This is a genomic window from Variovorax sp. Soil_C_17 (assembly GCF_057657265.1).
This window is the reverse complement of sequence record NZ_JBDGIT010000001.1, coordinates 1,605,160-1,620,118: the sequence shown is the minus strand read 5'-3', so window position 1 is coordinate 1,620,118 and position 14,959 is coordinate 1,605,160. Positions and strand designations below refer to the sequence as shown.

Annotated in this window: 16 protein-coding genes; 6 read left to right on the top strand and 10 right to left on the bottom strand. The window is 67.0% G+C overall.

The window, feature by feature from the left end:
* Positions 1 to 2 precede the first annotated feature (2 nt).
* Positions 3 to 941 carry a 2-hydroxyacid dehydrogenase gene (locus AC3A6Y_RS07850; RefSeq protein WP_487867628.1) on the bottom strand — a complete coding sequence of 313 codons (939 nt, stop codon included), beginning with the start codon at positions 939 to 941 and terminating at the stop codon, positions 3 to 5.
* A gap of 29 nt (positions 942 to 970) precedes the next feature.
* Positions 971 to 2,806 carry an ABCB family ABC transporter ATP-binding protein/permease gene (locus AC3A6Y_RS07845; protein ID WP_487867627.1) on the bottom strand — a complete coding sequence of 612 codons (1,836 nt, stop codon included), beginning with the start codon at positions 2,804 to 2,806 and terminating at the stop codon, positions 971 to 973.
* Between the two features lie 41 nt (positions 2,807 to 2,847).
* Between AC3A6Y_RS07845 and AC3A6Y_RS07840 the strand changes: the two genes are divergently transcribed.
* The 6 genes from AC3A6Y_RS07840 to AC3A6Y_RS07815 all read left to right on the top strand — a co-directional run bounded on the left by AC3A6Y_RS07840 (position 2,848) and on the right by AC3A6Y_RS07815 (position 6,106).
* Entirely contained in the window at positions 2,848 to 3,264 is a 417-nt protein-coding gene (locus AC3A6Y_RS07840) for an acyl-CoA thioesterase (protein WP_487867626.1), read from the top strand.
* Positions 3,265 to 3,403: 139 nt separating this feature from the next.
* Entirely contained in the window at positions 3,404 to 3,958 is a 555-nt protein-coding gene (locus AC3A6Y_RS07835; RefSeq protein ID WP_487867625.1) for a transglutaminase family protein, read from the top strand.
* Positions 3,959 to 4,024: 66 nt separating this feature from the next.
* The gene (locus AC3A6Y_RS07830; RefSeq protein WP_487867624.1) at positions 4,025 to 4,426 is read left to right on the top strand and encodes a hypothetical protein; all 402 of its coding nucleotides are present in this window, start codon (positions 4,025 to 4,027) and stop codon (positions 4,424 to 4,426) included.
* A 3-nt stretch (positions 4,427 to 4,429) separates the two neighbouring features.
* Complete coding sequence (locus tag AC3A6Y_RS07825) at positions 4,430 to 5,029, top strand: RHS repeat-associated core domain-containing protein (protein ID WP_487867623.1); 600 nt, start codon at positions 4,430 to 4,432, stop codon at positions 5,027 to 5,029.
* A 47-nt stretch (positions 5,030 to 5,076) separates the two neighbouring features.
* Positions 5,077 to 5,637 (top strand): hypothetical protein, encoded by a 561-nt coding sequence (locus AC3A6Y_RS07820; RefSeq protein WP_487867622.1) that lies wholly within the window; start codon positions 5,077 to 5,079, stop codon positions 5,635 to 5,637.
* A gap of 112 nt (positions 5,638 to 5,749) precedes the next feature.
* On the top strand, positions 5,750 to 6,106 hold the full coding sequence (locus AC3A6Y_RS07815) for a hypothetical protein (RefSeq protein WP_487867621.1): 357 nt from the start codon (positions 5,750 to 5,752) through the stop codon (positions 6,104 to 6,106).
* Positions 6,107 to 6,151: 45 nt separating this feature from the next.
* Here the strand turns inward: AC3A6Y_RS07815 and AC3A6Y_RS07810 are convergent, their stop codons facing one another.
* The 8 genes from AC3A6Y_RS07810 to AC3A6Y_RS07775 form a co-directional block, all read right to left on the bottom strand.
* A complete protein-coding gene (locus AC3A6Y_RS07810; protein WP_487867620.1) occupies positions 6,152 to 6,916 on the bottom strand; it encodes an enoyl-CoA hydratase in 765 nt (254 codons plus the stop codon).
* A gap of 58 nt (positions 6,917 to 6,974) precedes the next feature.
* Positions 6,975 to 7,811 (bottom strand): acyl-CoA thioesterase, encoded by an 837-nt coding sequence (locus AC3A6Y_RS07805; protein ID WP_487867619.1) that lies wholly within the window; start codon positions 7,809 to 7,811, stop codon positions 6,975 to 6,977.
* 24 nt (positions 7,812 to 7,835) lie between these two features.
* Positions 7,836 to 8,741, bottom strand: a complete 906-nt coding sequence (locus AC3A6Y_RS07800; protein WP_487867618.1) for an alpha/beta hydrolase family protein — start codon at positions 8,739 to 8,741, stop codon at positions 7,836 to 7,838.
* A gap of 44 nt (positions 8,742 to 8,785) precedes the next feature.
* Positions 8,786 to 9,982, bottom strand: a complete 1,197-nt coding sequence (locus AC3A6Y_RS07795) for an acetyl-CoA C-acyltransferase (protein ID WP_487867617.1) — start codon at positions 9,980 to 9,982, stop codon at positions 8,786 to 8,788.
* Complete coding sequence (locus tag AC3A6Y_RS07790; RefSeq protein ID WP_487867616.1) at positions 9,979 to 10,191, bottom strand: DUF559 domain-containing protein; 213 nt, start codon at positions 10,189 to 10,191, stop codon at positions 9,979 to 9,981. The genes AC3A6Y_RS07795 and AC3A6Y_RS07790 overlap by 4 nt, the downstream gene beginning before the upstream one ends.
* A gap of 27 nt (positions 10,192 to 10,218) precedes the next feature.
* Positions 10,219 to 12,627, bottom strand: a complete 2,409-nt coding sequence (locus AC3A6Y_RS07785; protein WP_487867615.1) for a 3-hydroxyacyl-CoA dehydrogenase/enoyl-CoA hydratase family protein — start codon at positions 12,625 to 12,627, stop codon at positions 10,219 to 10,221.
* A 97-nt stretch (positions 12,628 to 12,724) separates the two neighbouring features.
* Positions 12,725 to 13,156, bottom strand: coding sequence for a DUF2147 domain-containing protein (locus AC3A6Y_RS07780; RefSeq protein WP_487867614.1), 432 nt, complete (start codon positions 13,154 to 13,156; stop codon positions 12,725 to 12,727).
* Positions 13,157 to 13,161: 5 nt separating this feature from the next.
* Positions 13,162 to 14,958 carry an acyl-CoA dehydrogenase C-terminal domain-containing protein gene (locus tag AC3A6Y_RS07775; protein WP_487867613.1) on the bottom strand — a complete coding sequence of 599 codons (1,797 nt, stop codon included), beginning with the start codon at positions 14,956 to 14,958 and terminating at the stop codon, positions 13,162 to 13,164.
* Position 14,959 lies beyond the last annotated feature (1 nt).

Here is a 14,959-nt window from a genome sequence, read left to right as displayed (position 1 = left end):
GCTTAGATCGGCGACACCACGCCGCGTCCCGAGAAATGCCCTTCGGCGTTGGCCATGAAGCGATCCACCGAGGCCTGCGTGGCCTCGGGCGACCAGCCGGCCATGTGCGGCGTCAGCAGCACGTTGTCGAGTCCGATGAGCGGCTCGGGGCGCTGGGGCTCGCTCTCGTAGACGTCGAGCCCGGCGCCGGCGATGCGGCCCTCGCGCAGCGCGGCCGCGAGCGCCTCGGTGTCGACCACGCTGCCGCGCGAGATGTTGACCAGGAAGCCCCGCGGCCCGAGCGCGTCGAGGATGCCGGCATCGACCAGGTGCCGCGTGCCGGGTCCGCCCGGCGTGGCGACCATCAGCACGTCGGCCCAGGCGGCCAGCGCCTCCAGGCTGTCGAAGTAGCGGTGCACGGCGCCCTCGCGCGGCTTGCGGTTGTGGTAGCCGACTTCCATGTCGAAGCCGGCCGCGCGCTTGGCGATCTTCTGGCCGATGGTGCCCAGGCCGAGGATGCCCAGGCGCTTGCCCGAGACGTTGGGCGGCTGCGGGATCGCCTCGCGCCACACGCCCTCCCGGCACTGCCGGTCGAGCGTGCGGATGCCGCGCACGATGCCGATCAGCAGGCCGAAGGCATGGTCGGCCACGCAGTCGTCGTTGGTGCCGGCGCCGTTGGCCAGCGCGATGCCGCGCGAGCGCGCCGCATCCAGCGGAAGGCCTTCGTAGCCCGCGCCCATCGCGCAGATGAGCTCGACCTTCGGCATGGCGGCCAGCTCGTCGGGCGTGAGTCCGATCACCCCGATGGTCAGCACCGCGCGGAAGCGGGCGCCGTGCGCCGCGATGGCCGCCGCGCGCGCGGCGGCCGTGGGCGCGTAGGTCATGTCGTAGACGGCGGCAATCTGGGCCTGGTGCGCGCTCGACAGGCTGTTGAGCACCAGGAGGGGAATCTTGTCGGGCATCGTCCGATCTCCGGAAAAAGCGGCGGGAATCAAAGAACGGGCTCGGCAGCCTCGATCTGCTGCAAGGCCCACATCTGGGCATAGCGGGCATCCCTGGCAAGCAGCTGCGCATGGGTGCCGCGCTCGACGATCACGCCGCCCTCGAGCACCAGGATCTCGTGCGCGTCGACCACGGTCGAGAGCCGGTGCGCGATGACCAGGGTGGTCTTGTTCTGCGCCGCGCTCTTGAGCTCGGACTGGATCGCGCGCTCGTTGGCCGAGTCCAGCGCCGAGGTGGCCTCGTCGAAGATGAGGATGGGCGGGTTCTTCAGCAGCGTGCGCGCGATCGCCACCCGCTGCTTCTCGCCGCCCGAGAGCTTGAGGCCGCGCTCGCCGACCGCCGTCTCGTAGCCCTTGGGCGTGGCGGCGATGAAGTCGTGGATGCGCGCCGCCCGCGCCGCCTGCTCGACCTCGGCACGGCTGGCGCCCGGGCGGCCGTAGGCGATGTTGTATTCGATGGTGTCGTTGAAGAGCACCGTGTCCTGCGGCACGATGCCGATGGCCTGGCGCACGCTGGCCTGCGTCACCTCGCGAATGTCCTCGCCGCCGATGAGGATGCGGCCCTGCTGGACGTCGTAGAAGCGGTAAAGCAGCCGCGCCAATGTGGACTTTCCCGAGCCGGAAGGGCCGACCACCGCCACCGTCTTCCCGGCCGGGATCTCGAAGCTCACATGCTGGAGGATCGGCCGCGCGGGCTCGTAGGCGAAGCTGACATCCTCGAAACGCACGCTGGCATCGCGCCCTGCCAGCGGCTTTGCGCCCGGCGCGTCGCGCACCTCGCGCTCCTTCTCCATCAGCACGAACATCTTGTCGAGGTCGGTCAGGCTCTGCTTGATCTCGCGGTAGATGACGCCCAGGAAGTTGAGCGGGATGTAGAGCTGGATCATGAAGGCGTTGACCATCACCAGGTCCCCCAGCGTCATGCGGCCCTCGACCACCCCCGAGGTGGCGCGCCACAGCATCAGGACCAGGCTCACCGCGATCAGCAGCTGCTGGCCGGTGTTGAGCAGGCTCAGGGTGTTCTGGCTCTTGATGGCGGCGCGGCGGTAGCGGTCCAGGCTGGCGTCGTAGCGCCCGGCCTCGAACTCCTCGTTGTTGAAGTACTTGACCGTCTCGTAGTTCAGCAGCGAGTCGATCGCGCGGCTCTGCGCCACCGAGTCGAGCTCGTTCATGGTCTTGCGGAACTGCGTGCGCCACTCGGTCACCGTGACGGTGAAGACGATGTAGAGCACCAGCGCGCATCCGGTGATCCAGACGAAAAGCGCATCGAACTTGACGCCCAGGATGGTCAGCACCAGCGCGAGCTCGATGATGGTCGGCACGATGCTGTAGAGCGACATCGAGATCAGCGAATGAACGCCGCGCGTGCCGCGCTCGATGTCGCGCGTCATGCCGCCGGTCTGCCGCTCCAGGTGGAAGCGCAGCGACAGCGCATGCAGGTGGCGGAACACCTCCAGCGAGATGCTGCGCGCCGCGCCCTCCGTCGCCTTGGCGAACACCAGTTCGCGCAGCTCGCCGAACAGCGAGGTCGAGAAGCGCAGCAGCCCGTAGGCCACCAGCAGCGCGATCGGCACCACCAGCAGCGCCTGCGCCATGTCGGGCTTGGGCGTCATGGTGTCGACCAGGTTCTTCAGCAGTACCGGCACGCCGACGTTGGCGACCTTGGCGCCCACCATGAAAAGCAGCGCGGCGAACACGCGCCACTTGTAGCGCCAGAGGTAGGGAAAGAGCCGGCGCAGCGTCGCCCAGTCGGAGCGGTCGGCGCGCGCGGGCTCGCTGGACGAAGCGTGATGGGCGGAGGAAAGGGTTTCGCCGCTACGGCGCATGAGGAGACAATCGTGGCTGTTGCTTTTCCCGGATTGTGCCCATGTCTGCTCCCTCGAATGTCGCCGCCCCCCTCAAGAGCCTGCCCGCCGACATGGAACTCGTGCTCAAGGTGATCCCGCTGCCGGCCGACGTCAACGCCAACGGCGACATCTTCGGCGGCTGGGTGATGGCCCAGTGCGACCTCGCCGGCTCCGTCATTCCGGCGCGCCATGCCAAAGGCCGCATGGCCACGGTCGCCGTCAACGAGTTCGTCTTCAAGCAGCCGGTGCGGCTGGGCGACATCCTGTCCTTCTATTCGAAGCTGGTGCGGATCGGCCGGACCTCGGTGACGGTCACGGTGGAGGTGTTCGCGGAGCGCTACCAGGCGCAAGGCGAGTACATCAAGGTGACGCAGGCGACCTTCACTTACGTGGCGATCGACGACAACGGGAGGCCGCGGCCGATCGCGCAGGGCTGAGCGGTTGATTGCGCCGGGGCGTGGGAGCCCCGGAATCTGCGCCCCATAGAACGACTGGCCGAACCTACCAATGTTGGTAGTTGCCCCGGCGCCCTGTTTCACATCTACTCCTTCGGCATACAAGACAGCAGAGGGATCAATGAAACTGGCAACGGGAGGGGCTACGGTCACGAGGGTAATTTTTGCCTGTACGGCCATGGTGGCTTGTATGCAGGCCATGCCGGCGTATGCGCAACGCTTGGACCCGGATGTTCGGGTGCTGAGAGCCATCCTCGAGAAGCCAGAGGCGGACATCGATCTTGCCCGGGCCAAGCTGACCATTGACCAACTCATCGACCGCGCCGTCGATATCGAGGGCACACTGGCCAAGCTCGACGCCATGGCCGCGACGATCAAGGCTTTGGCCGGCCCGCGAGCCAAGAGCACGGAGATCGCGCAGGTGCTCCGTACGTACCTGTATGACGCAGGCGCATGGAACCATCGACAGCCCTTCCGGTATGACCTGGAAGGCGACCCCCTTGGCCGCGAGATTTCCGGCAAGCTGCTGACCAACTACCTGGCGACCAGGAAGGGCAATTGCGTTTCGATGCCCACGCTGTTCGTCCTGCTGGCCCAAAGACTGGGGCTCGACGCGACCTTCGCGGCATCGCCTGGCCACATCTTCGTGAAGTTCCGGGACGACACCGGGCGTTGATACAACCTGGAGACCACATCGGGAGGCTACCCCCGGAAAGACGAGTCCTACCAGCGGGACACGCCGATGACACCGCTGGCGCTCAAGAACGGGATCTACATGCGACCGCTCTCGAAGAAAGAGTCCGTCGCGAACACCATGATCGGCACGCTGATGGAGCATTACAGCAGCACCGGCAAGCTTGAACGGACCATCGCGATCGCTGATCTTGTGCTCGAGCATTACCCGCGAGATGTCGATGCCATGCTCCACAAGGGCAACGCCTACTACCTTCTGCTCAAGCGGGATTTCCTGAAAAGGTACCCGACGCCAAGGGACATTCCCATGGAGGACAGGTCGCGTTTTCGGGCCTTGGAGCGCGATAACCGCCTTTGGTACGAAAAGGCCGAAGCGTTGGGTTGGCGCGAGCCGGACGCTGGCACGGATCGCAGATACCGGGAGATGGTGAAGACGGTGAAATCGAACTAACAAATGAACCGGAGGAACCGCATGAAAAAACACAAACTCACTCGCGCCAGCCTGTTGATGACAGCACTCATCGCTTGCCACGGCATCGCCTTGGCACGATACATTCAACCTGATCCGATTGGGCTCGATGGAGGCTGGAATCGGATTCCTTATGTGGACGGGAACCCACTGACCTATAGCGACGCTACAGGCCTTGATCGACAGGCGAGCGGCCCTGCACGTGTCTACACGGACATGGCTGGAGGTACCACGACCTTCTATGACCCGATGACACGAGAATTGCCAATTTACGATTCCAAGAACACGGTAGCGCGTGGTGCCGCACTTGGCGCCGCCGGCCCTTACAGCGGCGAATTCACTTACTGCGAGTATCCGAACTCCAAGGCATTCGGGACGGCAAAGTGGCGCACGACGGATTCACGGTACAGATGGATTCACGGTGGCGGCACCGGATTGGCCGACCCCTTGGCGCCAAGGCAAGGCTGGGTTCCGACATACGGTTGCACTCGCGCACAGAATATGGACGTGGAAGATCTCTGCCGAAGATCTGATGGTTGGCTTCAGCGAAACCCAGGTCAAACTATCCCCTACTCCAGATGGTAAATGCCGCCACCCAATGCGCCAGGGTCGTTGCGGCCAGCGTTGTCCTGATGATGGCCACGGCCACTACACACGAGGCACTTGCGGAAGGCTTGGAGCAGTGCATCGATCGCTTCTGTGTAGGCCCACGAGCCAAGACCTACGACGTATGGGCATCGAGTCTCGGATCGCGCACAGGAGCTGCTGTTCCGGGTGAGGATGCCCGGCGCACACTGTGCATCCGGGATCGTCGTTCGAAGGCTTACCTCATTCTTGGCTTCTCTGGCGATGGCCCGGTAGGCCGCAGCAAGCTGGACAGCCTGTTCTTGACAACTCAAGGAGTCTGCGATCGAGGTGGAATTGGGACGTTCTCGATCGCGCATACAGAACGCGGTTTGAAGTTGGGCAGTTCCCGACATGACATCGAACGGCTGCTTGGCAAACCAGGGCGAATTGATGATGCGGTTGAGAGAGAAACAAGAGATCGTCGCTACCAGGGATCCGTCTATGGGAGTCGCTTTGGGCAGCGGCGCTTGCACTACCAGCAACTGCCAGACTCCCTCCTCTTCAATCAGTTCGGGATGGACGCCGAAGGACGAGCGGTCAGCATCTGGATCAGCGACTCTCCCTGATCGCCCCGCCGATGTGGCAACGCGCGACTCGGCAGCCGCACGCCACACGCTGCGTGCTCCGAGCGGAGCACCATCTCCGCCATGCTGAACGATGACGCAAGGAGCTTCCCGGATGAACGATAAACCCGATGCCCGCGTCCCCTGGAATGCCGCACTCGCCAGTGCGCTTCCCGGCAAGCTGCTCCTGGTGGGCCTGACCTACCTCGACGCTGATGGCGCATTGATCGACAAGCAACAGATCTTCGGCCGCGTCCTGTCTGCCACGCCGCGCGGCGGTATCTCTCTCCGGCTGGAAGGGCGCCGCGCAGGAGAGCGATACGCGCTTCCGCCGGACACGCGCTCGTTCCGCAAAGCCAAGCCCGGCGAGTACCGGCTGCATGCCACGGGCGAGGTGGTGATCGATCCGGACTACACCGTCACGTTCTCGATTCAAAAGCCGCCGGAGCAGCCACCAACGACGATCCACTAAGCCAGCCTGCGGCGGGCCGGCTCGCTTTCAGCAGCCTCCAACCCATCAAAGCTTCGAGAAATCCGGCTTCCGTTTCTCCATGAACGCGGTGAAGGCCTCCCGCGCCGCCGGCTCGCGCAGCATGCGCCCGAAGCTCTGGCCCTCCTCGCCCATGCGCTCCAGCACGGCCGGCTGCTGCGCCTTCTTCATCAGCCGCTTGGTCTCGATCAGCGCCGACAGCGGCTTGGCCGCCAGCTTGCGCGCCTGGGCCTGGGCGATGGAATTGGCCTCGGTGGGCGGGACCACGCGGTTGACCAGGCCGACCTCGAGCGCCGCCTCGGCCATGAAGGGCTCGCCCAGCAGCAGCGCCTCGGCCGCGCGGTGATAGCCGAACATCTGCGGCACCAGCAGGCTCGACGCCGCCTCGGGGCACAGGCCCAGGTTGACGAAGGGCATCGAAAAGGCTGCGTTGTCGCCGGCATACACCAGGTCGCAGTGGAACAGCATCGTGGTGCCGACGCCCACCGCCGGGCCGCACACGGCCGCCACCAGCGGTTTCGGAAAGGCCGCGATGCCGTGCAGGAAGCGGAACACCGGCGATTCCGGCGTCGACGGCGGCGCGTTGAGGAAGTCGCCGATGTCGTTGCCGGCGCTGAAGATGGTGGCGTCGCCCTGGATCAGCACGGCGCGCACGGTGCCGTCTTCGGTGGCCTTCGCCAGCGCATCGGCCAGCTCGGCATACATCGCGCGCGTGATGGAGTTCTTCTTGTCGAGCCGGTTGAAGGTCAGGGTCATCACGCCGGCTTCGGTGTGGACGAGGATGTCGCTCATGGAAGGTCCTTGCTCAAAGAAGTAGGAGAAGTGGAAGAAGTGTCGGGCCTCGCCGCCTTCACTCCTTGAAGTAGACGATCTGGTTCGAGGTCGCCAGCAGCGCACCGGCCTCGCTCCACAGCTGCGCGGCCTGGTCGAAGTAGCCGTTGCGGAACTGCTGGCCGGTGGCGCGGCCGAGCAGGTAGCCGTCACCCACCTCGGCGAGCTGTGCGGCGTCGACATGGAAGTAGGTGGTGATCGACACCGTGCCGATCGGCACCGGCTTGGCGCGGCGCAGCCAGACCCGCGGATAGAAGCAGTCGCACAGCGCCGCCAGCGCCGCGAAATCGAGCGGGCGCGCCGGCGCATCGCGCAGCCACATGCGGGTCTCGCTGTGATCGCCGCTGCCGTCCCAGCGCGTCGGGATCGTGCCGCTGATCGGGCGCATCTCGTAGCGGTCCAGCCAGGCCACCTTGCCCGGGCCGATGCTCAGGCGCTCGACCTCGATCGGCGGCGGCACCTCCGGCATCGGCAGGTCGCTGGCGCCCCAGGTGTCGCGCCGCAGGGCCGTGACCGCGGTGCCGGTGCTCACGACCTGCGGCTTGCCCTCGGCATCGGCCTGCGACATCTGGATCGTCCAGTGCTGGGTCGAGCGGTTGGTGCGCACCGGCACGGCCAGGAGCTCGAAGGGGCCGGCCTCCAGTGCCGCGGCGTAGTTCACCGTCAAGGCCACCGGCGCACCGAGCAGTTCGGGATGCTTCAGCACCGACTGCAGCATCACGGCCGCGGTCGTGCCGCCGAAGGGCCCGACCATGTTCCAGTAGTCGGCGCTGGTGGCGCCGGCGAACAGGCCGGCGCGGAGGTCGCTGTGCGCGAGCGCCAGGGCCTGGTCCAGGGGATGTGTGCTCATCATCATCGCAGTGTGCTCCGTCGATGCGGCTCAGGCAGTCGTGTGCGTGACGCCCGCCGCCGGCGGCGCGGTCAGCGCCGCCAGCCGGTGCAGGCTGTCGGCCAGGCGCGGCCACAGGTTCAGGCTGAACTGCTCGCGGAAGAAGCCGAAGTGCCCGATGCGTCCGGCCTGCACGTCGGCCGGCGCGATGCGCTGCACCGCCTTGGGCGCACCCGCGTAGAAGCTCAGGAGGCTCCGGGTGCCTTCCAGCGTCATCAGCTCGTCGTCCGTGATCGACAGCGCCAGCACCGGGAAGCGCACGCGGCCGTAGCTGCGCGCCGCCGCCTCGCCCTCGGCGCCCACGCTGTAGCGCGGGTCCAGGCACCAGCGCCGCCACTGCAGGATCACGCCGCGGGGCAGGTCGCCGACCTTGCGCAGCCTGCGGCCCGGGAAGTAGCCCCACAGGCGCGTGGCCAGGGGCACCAGCACGAACCAGAAGTACAGGATGCTGCGCCTGAGCCGCGGCGCGTTCTCGCGCCAGTAGCCGCTGCCCGCCGCGATGCTGACCAGGCCATCCACCTGCTGCGGCCGCTGCAGGAAGCCCGGCAGCTGCGCGCCCAGGCTGTGGCCCAGCAGGTACAGCGGCCGGTCGGGCCGCGCGGCCTTGGCGGCATCGATCACGGCTTCGTAGTCGCGCGCCCAGTCGAACAGGTCGGCCTCGAAGCCGCGCAGCGAGGCCGTGGCGCCACCCGGCCGCGAGTCGCCCGAGCCGCGGTAGTCGAAGGTCCAGACGTCGATGCCCTCCTGCGCCAGCCAGCGCGCGAAGGGCTCGTAGAAGGTCTGGCGCACGCCCATCGCGCCGCCGATCACCACGCTCGCGCGCTGCGGTCCCGCGGCTTCGTAGCGCCGCAGCGCGAGCGGGGTGCCGTCCTCGAGGGTCAGGGTCTTCCGTTGCATGCCGTTGTCTCCTTGTCCTGAGTGGCCCGCCTGGCGCGTGCGGATCAGACCCTCTCGAAGATGCCGGCCGCGCCCTGCCCCATGCCCACGCACATGGTGACCATGCCGTACTTGAGCTTCTTGCGTTGCAGCGCATGCACCACGGTGGCCGAGCGGATGGCACCGGTCGCGCCGAGGGGGTGACCCAGCGCGATGGCGCCGCCCATCGGGTTGACCTTGGCCGGGTCCAGGCCCAGGGTGTTGATCACGGCCAGCGACTGCGCGGCGAAGGCTTCGTTGAGCTCGATCCAGTCGATCGCGTCCTGCGTGAGCCCGGCGTAGCGCAGCGCCGCGGGAATGGCCTCGATCGGGCCGATGCCCATGATGTGCGGCGGCACGCCCTTGCTTGCGAAGCTCACGAAACGCGCCAGCGGCTCGAGGTCGAACTGCTTGCAGGCCTTCTCGCTCGCCAGGATCAGCGCGCCGGCGCCGTCGGAGGTCTGCGAGCTGTTGCCGGCCGTGACGCTGCCGCGTGCGGCGAACACGGTGCGCAGCTTGGCGAGGCCTTCGAGGCTGGTGTCGGGGCGCGCGCCTTCGTCGAGCGACACGGTGCAGGTCTTGACGACGGCCTCGCCGCTGTCCAGCTCGGGCGTGCGATCGGTCACCTCGATCGGCGTGATCTCGTCGGCGAATTCGCCGGCCTGCTGCGCGGCCAGCGCGCGCTGGTGCGACTGCAGCGCGAAGGCGTCCTGCGCCTCGCGGCTGACCTTCCACTGCTGCGCCACCTTCTCGGCGGTGAGGCCCATGCCGTAGGCGATGCCGACGTCGCCGTCGCGCTCGAAGATCGAGGGCGACAGCGATGGCGAGTTGCCCATCATCGGCACCATGCTCATGCTCTCGACGCCGGCGGCGATCATCACTTCGGCCTCGCCGACACGGATGCGGTCGGCCGCCATCTGCACGGCCGAGAGGCCCGAGGCGCAGAAGCGGTTGACGGTGATGCCGCCGATGCTGGTGGGCAGGCCCGCGAGCACGGCGCCGATGCGGGCGACGTTGAGGCCTTGCTGGCCCTCGGGGATGGCGCAGCCGCAGACGATGTCCTCGACGGCTTTCGGATCGAGGCCCGGGACGGCGGCCAGCGCCGCCTTGAGCGTGGCCGCGAGCAGGTCGTCGGGGCGGGTGTTGCGGAAGAAGCCGCGGTGCGAGCGGCCGATGGGGGTGCGGGTGGCGGAGACGATGTAGGCGTCTTGGAGTTGTTTCATGGCGATAAGTCCTTGGTGTCTTGCTCCCTCTCCCGCTTGTGGGAGAGGGCCGGGGTGAGGGTCTGCAGCGCTTGCAGGATCTGCTCCTTGACCAGATCAACCTGCCTCGGCACGTCGTTGTTCCGGCAGCGCAGCACGCGAAAGCCCTCGGCTTTCAAGAATCGCGTGCGGGCCTCGTCGCACGCAATCGCGTCGGGGACCAGAGACATCGTCGTCGGCGGTCATGATTCGCCCGCTCAGTTCCGCAGCGGCTTCCCGGTACTCAGCATCCCCATGATCCGCTCCTGCGTCTTGGGATGAAGAATCAACGAGCAGAAGGCCTTGCGCTCCAGCGCCATCAGGTACTCCTCGCTCACCAGGCTGCCGGCATCGACATCGCCGCCGGTGACCACGTTCGCGATCAGCCCGGCGATGTGGAAGTCGTGCGCGCTGATGAAGCCGCCGTCGCGCATGTTGACCAGCTGCCCCTTGATGGTGGCGGCGCCGCTGCGCCCTGCGACCTTGAACAGCCGCCGCATCGGCGCGCGCCAGCCGGCATCCGCCATCGCCTTGGCCTGCTGCAGCGCGACGTACAGCAGCTCGTCCTTGTTGGGCACGATCACGTCGCTGTCCAGCAGGTAGCCCAGCTTCTTCGATTCCAGCGCGCTGGTGCCGACCTTGGCCATGGCCGCGGCCGTGAAGCCCTCCGTCAGGAAGGGCAGCAGGTCGCTGCCGGTGGAAGCGGCGGCGTTCTCGGCGGCGCGGCGCGCGATGTAGGTCAGGCCGCCGGCGCCGGGCACCAGGCCCACGCCGACTTCGACCAGGCCGATGTAGCTTTCCATCGCCGCGACGCGCCTGGCCGAATGGACGGCCAGCTCGCAGCCGCCGCCCAGCGCCATCCCGCGCACGGCCGACACCACGGGCACACCGGCGTAGCGGATCTTGAGCATCACCTTCTGCAGCTCTTCCTCCGCCCCCTCGACCGCGCCGATGCCCGCGACCACGAAGGCCGGCAGCATGGCCTGCAAGTCGGCGCCGACCGAGAACATCTCGTCGGGCGACCAGATCACCATCGCCTTGTACTCGCGCTCGGCCAGCTCCACGCCGGCTGCCAGCGCATCGGCCACGTCGGGGCTGATGGCATGCATCTTCGAATGGATGCTGGCGATCAGCACCTCGCCGTCCAGCGTCCACAGGCGCACGTCGCCCTCGTCCTGGATGGTGGTGCCGGCCCGGCTCGCATCGGCCGCGTTGGTGCCCAGCACGCTCTCGGGGAAGAGCTGGCGCTCATGCACCGGCAGCCTGCGCTGCGGGACGAAGCGATTCTGCGAGGCGCTCCACGAGCCCTCGGGCGTGTGCACGCCGCCGGCCTCCGCCACCGGGCCTTCGAACACCCACTTCGGCAGCGGCGCCTTCGACAGCGCCTCGCCGGCATCGATGTCTTGCTGGATCCACGCCGCGACCTGCGCCCAGCCGGCTTCCTGCCAGAGCTCGAAGGGCCCCTGCTTCATGCCGAAGCCCCAGCGCATCGCGAAGTCGACGTCGCGCGCGCTCTCGGCGATGGTCGCCAGGTGCACGGCTGCGTAGTGGAAGCCGTCGCGCAGGATGGCCCAGAGGAAGCGGCCCTGCGCGCCCTCGCTCTCGCGCAACAGCTTCAGTCGCTGGGCCGCCGGCTTCTTGAGCATGCGGCCGTAGACCTCGTCGGCCTTCTCGCCGGACGGCACGTAGTCCCCCCGGGCCAAGTCGAAGCGCAGGATGTCCCTGCCGGCCTTCTTGAAGAAGCCGGCCTTGGTCTTCTGCCCCAGGTTGCCCAGCTCCAGCAGCTTGGCGAGCACCGGCGGCGTCGCGAAGTTGGCGTAGAAGGGATCGGTCTCGGCGCTCAGGTTGTCCTGCAGTGTCTTCACCACGTGCGCCAGGGTGTCCAGCCCCACCACGTCGGCGGTGCGGAAGGTGCCCGAGCTCGCGCGGCCCAGCTTCTTGCCGGTGAGGTCGTCCACCACGTCGGGCGTGAGGCCGAACTTCTCCACTTCCTTCAGGGTGGCCAGCATCCCGGCGATGCCCACCCGGTTGGCGATGAAGTTGGGCGTGTCGTGCGCGCGCACCACGCCCTTGCCGAGCGTGCTGGTGACGAAGGCCTCGAGCTGGTCCAGCACCTGCGGCTCGGTGGCCGGCGTATCGATCAGCTCGACCAGGAACATGTAGCGCGGCGGGTTGAAGAAGTGAATGCCGCAGAAGCGCGGCTTGAGCGCCTCGGGCAGCGCCTCGCCGAGCTTGGTGATCGACAGGCCCGAGGTGTTCGAGGCCAGGATCGCGCGCTTGGCCACATGGGGCGCGATCTTCTTGTAGAGATCGAGCTTCCAGTCCATGCGCTCGGCGATGGCCTCGATCACCAGGTCGCATTCGCCGAGCTTCGCGAGGTCGTCCTCGTAGTTGGCCTGCTCGATCAGCTCGGCATCGGCCACGTCGCCCAGCGGTGCGGGCTTGAGCTTCTTGAGGTTGTCGATCGCGCGCGTCACGATGCCGTTCTTCGGGCCTTCCTTCGCGGCGAGATCGAACAACACCACCGGCACGCGCACGTTGACGAGATGGGCTGCGATCTGCGCGCCCATCACGCCGGCGCCGAGCACGGCGACCTTCTTTACCTGGAATTTGGGGTCTTGAGACATGTCTTGAATCAGAAATCCGTTCGGGCTGAGCTTGTCGAAGCCTCTGCGTGATGTTCAATGCCCTTCGACAAGCTCAGGGCGAACGGGTGAAGGTGAGTCACTGGACGCGAACCCAGGTCTGCGTGCGGCCGATGCCCAGCACCGAGCCGCGCACTTCCAGCTTCCTGCCGCCGTCGACGGGCGTGAGGCGCAGCGTGTAGCTCTTGCCGTTTTCGGGGTCGAGGATCTTTCCGTCTTCCCAGACTTCCTTGCCCTCGGCCTTCTTCGCGCCGCGGATGATCTCCAGGCCGACCAGCGGCTTGCCCTTGCGGTCGTCGGTGCATTCGTCGCACACCGCGTCCTGCTTGGCTTCCTTGCGCAGCAGTTTCTCGATGCGGCCGGTGAGCACGCCGCCCGACTCGGCGATGCGGATCTGCGACTTGGCTTCGCTGGTCTTGTCGTCGACGCTCTGCCAGACGCCGACCGGCGTCATCTGCGCGAGGGCCGAGCCGGCCCACACCAGGGCGATGGCAGCAAGCAGGCGCTTCATGGCGTTCAGGCCAAGGCGGCGTCGGTGTTCATGAGCGGCGCGGCGCCGGCGCGCGCGGTGCGCATCAGCGTCGCGGTCTCGGGGAAGAGCTTGGCGAAGTAGAAGCGCGCGGTCTGCAGCTTGGCCTGGTAGAAGGGGTCGGAGTTGCCGGCCGCGATCGCGGCGAGCGCCACCCGGGCCTGCAGCGCGAACAGGTAGCCGAACACGAAGTGGCCCGCCACGCGCAGGTAGTCCACCGCCGCGGCGCCCACCTCGTCGGGATTCTGGAAGCCGCGAAAGCCCAGCTCGGTCGTGAACTTGGTGAGCTGCTCGCCCAGCACGGCGATGGGCGTGATGAACTCGCTCATCTTCTCGTTCACGCCCTCTTCCTCCACCAGCGTCGCCACCAGCTTGCCGAACTTCTTGAGCGTGGCCCCGTTGTTGCCCAGCACCTTGCGGCCCAGCAGGTCCAGCGACTGGATGGTGTTGGTGCCCTCGTAGATCATGTTGATGCGGTTGTCCCGCACGAACTGCTCCATGCCCCATTCCTTGATGAAGCCGTGGCCGCCGAAGACCTGCATGCAGGCGTTGGTCGCAATGTGGCCGTTGTCGGTGATGAAGGCCTTCACGATGGGCGTGAGCAGCGCGACCAGCTCGCCCGAATCCTTGCGCACCTTCTCGTCGGGATGGTGGTGCTCCTTGTCCAGGAGCAGCGTGCAGAAGATCTGCAGCGCGCGGCCGCCTTCGGCATAGGCCTTGGCCGTCATCAGCATCTTGCGCACGTCGGGATGCACGATGATCGGGTCGGCTTCCTTGTCCTTGGCCTTCACGCCCGAGAGCGAGCGCATCTGCACGCGGTCCTTGGCATAGGCCAGCGCGTTCTGGAAGGCCACCTCGGTCAGCCCCAGCGACTGGTTGCCCACGCCCAGGCGCGCCGCGTTCATCATCACGAACATCGCCGCCAGGCCCTTGTTGGGCTCGCCCACCAGCGTGCCGCTGGCGGCCTCGAGCACGATCTGCGCGGTGGCGTTGCCGTGGATGCCCATCTTGTGCTCTAGGCCGCCGCAATAGATGCCGTTGCGGCTGCCGAGCGAGCCGTCGGGCTTGACGTTGAACTTGGGCACCACGAACAGGCTGATGCCCTTGCTGCCCTTGGGCGCGTCCGGCAGGCGGGCCAGCACCAGGTGGATGATGTTGTCGGCCATGTCGTGCTCGCCGGCCGAGATGAAGATCTTGTTGCCGGTGAGCTTGTAGCTGCCGTCGGGCTGCGGCTCGGCCTTGGTGCGCAACAGGCCCAGGTCGGTGCCGCAGTGCGGCTCGGTCAGGCACATGGTGCCGGTCCACTCGCCGCTGGTGAGCTTGGGCAGGTAGGTCTTCTTCTGCTCCTCGGTGCCGTGCGCCACCAGCGCCTCGTAGGCGCCGTGCGAGAGGCCCGGGTACATGGTCCAGGCCTGGTTGGCCGAGTTGAGCATCTCGTAGATGCACTGGTTCACCACGAAGGGCAGGCCCTGGCCGCCGTACTGCGGGTCGCAGGACAGCGCCGCCCAGCCGCCCTCGACGTACTTGGCATAGGCCTCCTTGAAGCCCTTGGGGGTCTTCACCTCGTGCGTGCTCTTGTCGAGCACGCAGCCCTCCTCGTCGCCCGAGATGTTGAGCGGGAAGGTCACCTCGGCGGCAAACTTGCCGCCCTCCTCCAGCACCGCGTTGATCGTGTCGGCGTCGACTTCGGCGTGCTTGGGCAGGGCCTTGAATTCGTCGGTGACCTTGAGCACTTCGTGCATGACGAACTGCATGTCGCGAAGGGGCGGGGTGTAGGCGGGCATG

Bases quoted from the DNA above. Each gene is read 5' to 3' on its own strand.
- AC3A6Y_RS07850 (WP_487867628.1), bottom strand. From the start codon at position 941: ATGCCCGACAAGATTCCCCTCCTGGTGCTCAACAGCCTGTCGAGCGCG.
- AC3A6Y_RS07845 (WP_487867627.1), bottom strand. From the start codon at position 2,806: ATGCGCCGTAGCGGCGAAACCCTTTCCTCCGCCCATCACGCTTCGTCC.
- AC3A6Y_RS07840 (WP_487867626.1), top strand. From the start codon at position 2,848: ATGTCTGCTCCCTCGAATGTCGCCGCCCCCCTCAAGAGCCTGCCCGCC.
- AC3A6Y_RS07835 (WP_487867625.1), top strand. From the start codon at position 3,404: ATGAAACTGGCAACGGGAGGGGCTACGGTCACGAGGGTAATTTTTGCC.
- AC3A6Y_RS07830 (WP_487867624.1), top strand. From the start codon at position 4,025: ATGACACCGCTGGCGCTCAAGAACGGGATCTACATGCGACCGCTCTCG.
- AC3A6Y_RS07825 (WP_487867623.1), top strand. From the start codon at position 4,430: ATGAACCGGAGGAACCGCATGAAAAAACACAAACTCACTCGCGCCAGC.
- AC3A6Y_RS07820 (WP_487867622.1), top strand. From the start codon at position 5,077: ATGATGGCCACGGCCACTACACACGAGGCACTTGCGGAAGGCTTGGAG.
- AC3A6Y_RS07815 (WP_487867621.1), top strand. From the start codon at position 5,750: ATGAACGATAAACCCGATGCCCGCGTCCCCTGGAATGCCGCACTCGCC.
- AC3A6Y_RS07810 (WP_487867620.1), bottom strand. From the start codon at position 6,916: ATGAGCGACATCCTCGTCCACACCGAAGCCGGCGTGATGACCCTGACC.
- AC3A6Y_RS07805 (WP_487867619.1), bottom strand. From the start codon at position 7,811: ATGATGATGAGCACACATCCCCTGGACCAGGCCCTGGCGCTCGCGCAC.
- AC3A6Y_RS07800 (WP_487867618.1), bottom strand. From the start codon at position 8,741: ATGCAACGGAAGACCCTGACCCTCGAGGACGGCACCCCGCTCGCGCTG.
- AC3A6Y_RS07795 (WP_487867617.1), bottom strand. From the start codon at position 9,982: ATGAAACAACTCCAAGACGCCTACATCGTCTCCGCCACCCGCACCCCC.
- AC3A6Y_RS07790 (WP_487867616.1), bottom strand. From the start codon at position 10,191: ATGTCTCTGGTCCCCGACGCGATTGCGTGCGACGAGGCCCGCACGCGA.
- AC3A6Y_RS07785 (WP_487867615.1), bottom strand. From the start codon at position 12,627: ATGTCTCAAGACCCCAAATTCCAGGTAAAGAAGGTCGCCGTGCTCGGC.
- AC3A6Y_RS07780 (WP_487867614.1), bottom strand. From the start codon at position 13,156: ATGAAGCGCCTGCTTGCTGCCATCGCCCTGGTGTGGGCCGGCTCGGCC.
- AC3A6Y_RS07775 (WP_487867613.1), bottom strand. From the start codon at position 14,958: ATGCCCGCCTACACCCCGCCCCTTCGCGACATGCAGTTCGTCATGCAC.